The sequence below is a fragment of the Methanobrevibacter sp. genome (genome assembly GCF_030539555.1).
Classification (GTDB): Archaea; Methanobacteriota; Methanobacteria; order Methanobacteriales; family Methanobacteriaceae; genus Methanocatella.
The window spans coordinates 1-5,023 of sequence record NZ_JAUNXX010000088.1; the positions used below are offsets into that span (position 1 = coordinate 1).

General features: G+C 32.4%; 6 protein-coding genes. 2 read left to right on the forward strand and 4 right to left on the reverse strand.

The genetic code is table 11. The features are described 5' to 3' along the window. Together Q4Q55_RS09610 and Q4Q55_RS09615 are read left to right on the forward strand one after the other, a co-directional pair. A partial coding sequence (locus Q4Q55_RS09610) for a glycosyltransferase family 2 protein (RefSeq protein WP_303372591.1) occupies positions 1–1,212 on the forward strand: 1,212 nt, incomplete at its 5' end. After that, the gene (locus tag Q4Q55_RS09615) at positions 1,209–1,826 is read left to right on the forward strand and encodes a hypothetical protein (RefSeq protein ID WP_303372592.1); all 618 of its coding nucleotides are present in this window, start codon (positions 1,209–1,211) and stop codon (positions 1,824–1,826) included. The genes Q4Q55_RS09610 and Q4Q55_RS09615, both read left to right, overlap by 4 nt. Positions 1,827–1,942: 116 nt before the next feature. Here the strand turns inward: Q4Q55_RS09615 and Q4Q55_RS09620 are convergent, their stop codons facing one another. From Q4Q55_RS09620 to Q4Q55_RS09635, 4 genes are all read right to left on the reverse strand, one after another. Continuing rightward, positions 1,943–2,536 carry a hypothetical protein gene (locus tag Q4Q55_RS09620; RefSeq protein WP_303372593.1) on the reverse strand — a complete coding sequence of 198 codons (594 nt, stop codon included), beginning with the start codon at positions 2,534–2,536 and terminating at the stop codon, positions 1,943–1,945. A 1-nt stretch (position 2,537) separates the two neighbouring features. After that, positions 2,538–3,143, reverse strand: coding sequence for a hypothetical protein (locus tag Q4Q55_RS09625; RefSeq protein ID WP_303372594.1), 606 nt, complete (start codon positions 3,141–3,143; stop codon positions 2,538–2,540). Next, positions 3,136–3,834, reverse strand: coding sequence for a DUF6882 domain-containing protein (locus Q4Q55_RS09630; protein WP_303372595.1), 699 nt, complete (start codon positions 3,832–3,834; stop codon positions 3,136–3,138). The genes Q4Q55_RS09625 and Q4Q55_RS09630 overlap by 8 nt, the downstream gene beginning before the upstream one ends. Further along, the coding region (locus Q4Q55_RS09635) for an LL-diaminopimelate aminotransferase (RefSeq protein WP_303372596.1) at positions 3,835–5,023 on the reverse strand (1,189 nt) is incomplete at its 5' end. It lies immediately after the preceding gene.

Consider the following 5,023-nt stretch of genomic DNA (forward strand, 5'->3'; position numbering starts at 1 on the left):
CAGTGGGTGCTTTTAATTCCTACTTTAGCTATGCTTATTAATGCTCTTGTCAGTATTAAAAAACAAAAAGACATCACTAGATTCGAAGAAGATGACCTTCCGTTTATAAGCATTTTTATTCCTGCACACAACGAAGAGTACACCATCGAAGCAACTGTAAGAAGTGTTTGCAATTCTGTTTATACCAAACATGGAGAATCAAACTTTGAAGTGATTGTTGTCAATGACGGATCTACAGATACAACTGGAGCCATATTGGCTAACTTAAAAAAAGAGATCCCTGAACTTAGAATTGTTACAAGACACCCCCCAAGGTCCGGAAAAGGTAAGGGATTTGTTTTGAATGATGCTCTAGCTTTATCCAGAGGGGAAATAATCGGTGTTTTCGATGCTGATACACAAATCAGTACTGACTTTTTAATGGAAATTGTACAATACCTTAATGGGGATGTTGATGGTGTTCAATCAAGGGTTAGGATGTGGAACAAAAACGAAAACTTTTTAGCCCGTATGCAACATGTGGAATTTGCAAGTTTCGGAAATACCTTGATTGCTAAAGACAATCTAGGATTTACTGGATTTTTAGGTGGTAACGGTCAATTTGTAAAAAAACAAGCAATTATTGAATCTGGACGCTGGGATGGATTTGCAGTTACTGAAGACTTGAACTTAGCTATCAAAATTATTCTTAATGGAGGGAAAATACGTTACTGCGGATCACAGTCAGTATATCAGGAAGCGGTAACTGAATGGAGAGCATTTTTCAGGCAAAGAGTAAGATGGGCAATCGGTAACTTTGAAACATTATTCGTTTATTTGCCCCAGATTTTAAGATCAAACATATCAATTGGAAAAAAATTCAATATTATAGAACACATTTCATTTTACAGTTTTAATCTATTAATATTCTTTGGATTTCTTGTTACAATACTCAATGCCATATCATGGTTCTTTTTCCATCAAGGGACTGTTATAAGAATGGAAGCCCCATTTATAGTTGGAATTTTATCAATGATCGCATTTTTCCCAGGAATTTTACTTGCTCTTTCAAGAGATAAACCAACACCTTTGGAATATATTAAAGACCTTGTGAAATATTATATTTATTGTTTCCATTTAATTCCATTGTTTTTCATGACAATGATGAACATGATTACTAGAAAAGAAAGAAAATGGTCAAAAACAGTGCATAAAGGAGGAAATCAAGAATGAGAAAAGGAGATATAATACGGGGCGTTGTGCTCGTCATAATTATTCTTTTCTTTGCAACTAACATCAGTGCAATTAACAGTTTTTTAAGTGTCAGTACAGATAGAACTATCGAATTTGATCACAGTGCCACCATTGTGCCGCAAGCGTGGAATTCTACTGAAGAGCTTAATTTAACAAATGAATCTAAAACTCCCAAAGCTATTACAAACCAATATGTATATATAGACCATTGGGACGATTGGCCTGAAGACCACATAACATCCATTTCTGAGGCGAAATTTAGGTCTATGGAGAATGGAGGTTATAAAGTCCTTAAAACTGAGAATGCCACAGCAAGTGGAGTTCCGGTTTCAAAACAGTACTTCTCAAATCCGTCAAGAAATACCAATACCACATGGAATCACATTGGTGTAAATTATGTTTTCCCTAAAGAGGACACTAATTATGCAATCCAGGTACATTATTTCACTTCTCATGACTACAACAATACCACATTTTTAAGAGAAGTTGATGACCGTATTGAGGATGACATGAGTAACATCCACAATAATGAGTATAACGGATTTACTTCTGGTGTTAGAGACATTTACAATTTCATAATGTCCAACATCTAATCCTTTTTTTTAAATTAAAAAACAGCACTAAAATTCATACAGTTTCTTTAAAAATACATCGAATAATTGATTGTCTTTTTGAAATAATTAAAGATAAACAAAAAAAAGAAAAATATTCATTTCTTAGGATAGATTAACGGATGATTTTCACACATTGGATTTTTAATAATATTCCTTTTCAGATGATATTTCAAAAAGTACAGCATCCATTGATTGGACAACTCTCTTAAAGAAGCATCATCCAGTTTTTCATATTTAGTAAAGAAATCCATTTGATTTCCGCCAACAGCAATAGCTATCTCCTTTGTTTTAATTAACATGAAAAAATCGTTTCTAATATTGTGGATGCTGAAATCTTCAACAACAGAAATGGTTTTTTCTTTTTTATAATCATAGAAAAAATTATTAAGATATTCAAAATCTACAAATTTGATTTCCTCAATATCATATAAAACATCTTCGCTTAACAGTTGACTTTTATAATTATATCTTGATAAAAACTCAATATCCCAAATGTTATTGTAGAAAACTGTCATGAATGAATCAAGTGCAAAACGTACTGTGAGAGTAAAATCCTCGGTTTCTTTTGGAACACCCAACTCAACATCCCTAAATTCCAGATATATTGAATCCTGAGATATTTCTACAGAAGTTAATTTGCCTGAATTAATAATTACTTCTCTAATTAATTTAAGTGATCTTACATTCATTCTAACACCTCTTTCCTACAAAATTATCATATGCTCCTTCCATTTCATATTCTTTTTGACTGTCATATGACTTATCCCATTTAAACGGATTAATTTCAATTTGATTGTTAATAGTTCCATCCCAATTAATTTTAAAATCTTGTGATTTTAAGGAATCATAGACAATTTTACCAATATCTAAAGCTTTATCCTCATTGTTTTCAAAGTCACCGAATGTAATCTTTAGGTTATCATATAAAATCGCTTCTTCAACATCTTCAAATGTATAAAAACAAAACCCATCCGGAGTATGTTTATTGTTATTTAAATGAACATACAGTTCAAAAGCGTCCGCAACACCTTCTTCAATATCATAACCGCAATTATGAATTGCTACGATATTCTTATCAGCCAATGAATTGAAAACATAATCCAATTTATCAAAATTAGAATTATCGAATTCATTCAAAGAAATGTCAAATTGAGAAAAATCAACATTTTCTTCAATGAATTCATCTTCCAATATTTCAAGGATTTCATCTGTGTTGAAAAAACCAGATTTAGTAAGTGCATTGATCATATATTCAATTTCTTCAACTAAATCCTGATCCAAATTATTATTACTCATCTTCACCAAACATTAAAATACGAGTTACATTACCCCTTTCAGTAAACCCAGCCATCACACGACTTTCACCTATCTTAGCAAGTGAAAAATCATCATGAGGTTTGAATCCATATCCTTTGAGTTTTGTATAAGCTTCAAAAGCGATTTTTGGGTAAATTTTGAAATTCTTCTGGAAAGTGTAGAAAGTATCCCTAAACTTTTTTACAGAATTATTTTCTTTAATCAAATCAGATTTAATTGCAACGAAAATATCAATGCCCTCTTCAGGAACTGCATAATAAGCATCCATACCCAATACAGAAGAAGCAATCATTGCTAATGTGTGACATGCATTAAAATCAGCTTGGATTACTGGAGCATTAAATTCTATAATGTCAAATTCATCCCCGATAGCTTTTATTTGCTTAGATGATTTAATTAAATTTTCACCAAAAATATCCTCGTTATCCCAAGCCCAAGACCATTGATTTGAATCCTGAGAACAGAAACCTAAAATCTGAACGGGAAGAATAATATCATCAAATGAAACAATTCCCTTTTCAATATCCAAAACTCCAACGGTTTCACCAATTAATTCTGAAAGATTTTCTTGTTTATCTAAAGCCAAAGCCCCATATTTAGATAAAATCATTTTGAATGTATCTTCTTTCTCAATTGTTATTGGTTTTTCTATAACTTTCAATCTTAACACCTAAAATTCTAGTTTTGAAATTCTTTCCATTGCTTCTTTAGTATTTTCCAATGTATTAAAAGCTGTTAATCTTAAATATCCTTCACCACTTGGACCAAATCCTGAACCTGGAGTTCCGACTACATTAGCCTCATTCAATAATAAATCAAAGAAATCCCATGAATCCATATTATTTGGAGTTTTTACCCAGATATACGGTGAACTTACACCACCATAGACTTCAAGGCCAATATCAGATAAACTTTCACGGATTACTTTTGCATTTTCCATATAATAATCAATGACATCTTTAATTTGTTTTTGACCTTCAGGAGAATATGTAGCTTCCGCAGCTTTTTGAACAGGATAAGATGCTCCATTGAATTTTGTGGTTTGTCTTCTATTCCATAACGAATTGATTTCAACCTCATTACCCTGTGAATCATATCCTATTAACTCTTTAGGGACAACAGTGTAAGCACAACGTGTTCCAGTAAAACCTGCAGTTTTTGAAAAACTCTTAAATTCAATAGCTACTTCTTTTGCGCCTTCAATTTCATAAATACTGTGAGGAACATCATCTTCAGTTATGAATATTTCATATGCTGCATCAAACAAGATAATTGCTTTGTTTTCCTTTGCATAATCAACAAATACTTTTAATTGATCTTTTGTAAGGGTTGTGCCTGTCGGATTATTAGGATAACATAAATAAATTATATCAACCGGTTCTGATGGAAGCTCTGGAACGAATCCATTTTCTGCATTGCATTTTATATAAGTTAATCCTTCATACATCCCATCGTCTTTCATTTCTCCAGTTCTTCCAGCCATTACATTAGTATCAACATACACTGTATAAACAGGGTCAGTTACAGCGATTTTATTATCAATGCCGAAAATCTCCTGGATGTTACCTGTATCACATTTTGCTCCGTCGCTTATAAATACTTCTGATGTATCTAAATCAATGCCATGTCTGTTATAATCATTTTCGATAATCGCTTTAGCTAAAAATTCGTAACCTTGTTCCGGACCATATCCCATAAATGTTTCGGCATCACCCATTTCATCGACCGCATTTCTAAATGCATCAACAACAGCCGGAACCAATGGTTTTGTTACATCCCCAATACCCATTTTAATTACATCAGCATCAGGATTTGCTTTACTAAATTCTGATTCTCTTCTAGCTACTTCAACAAAAAGA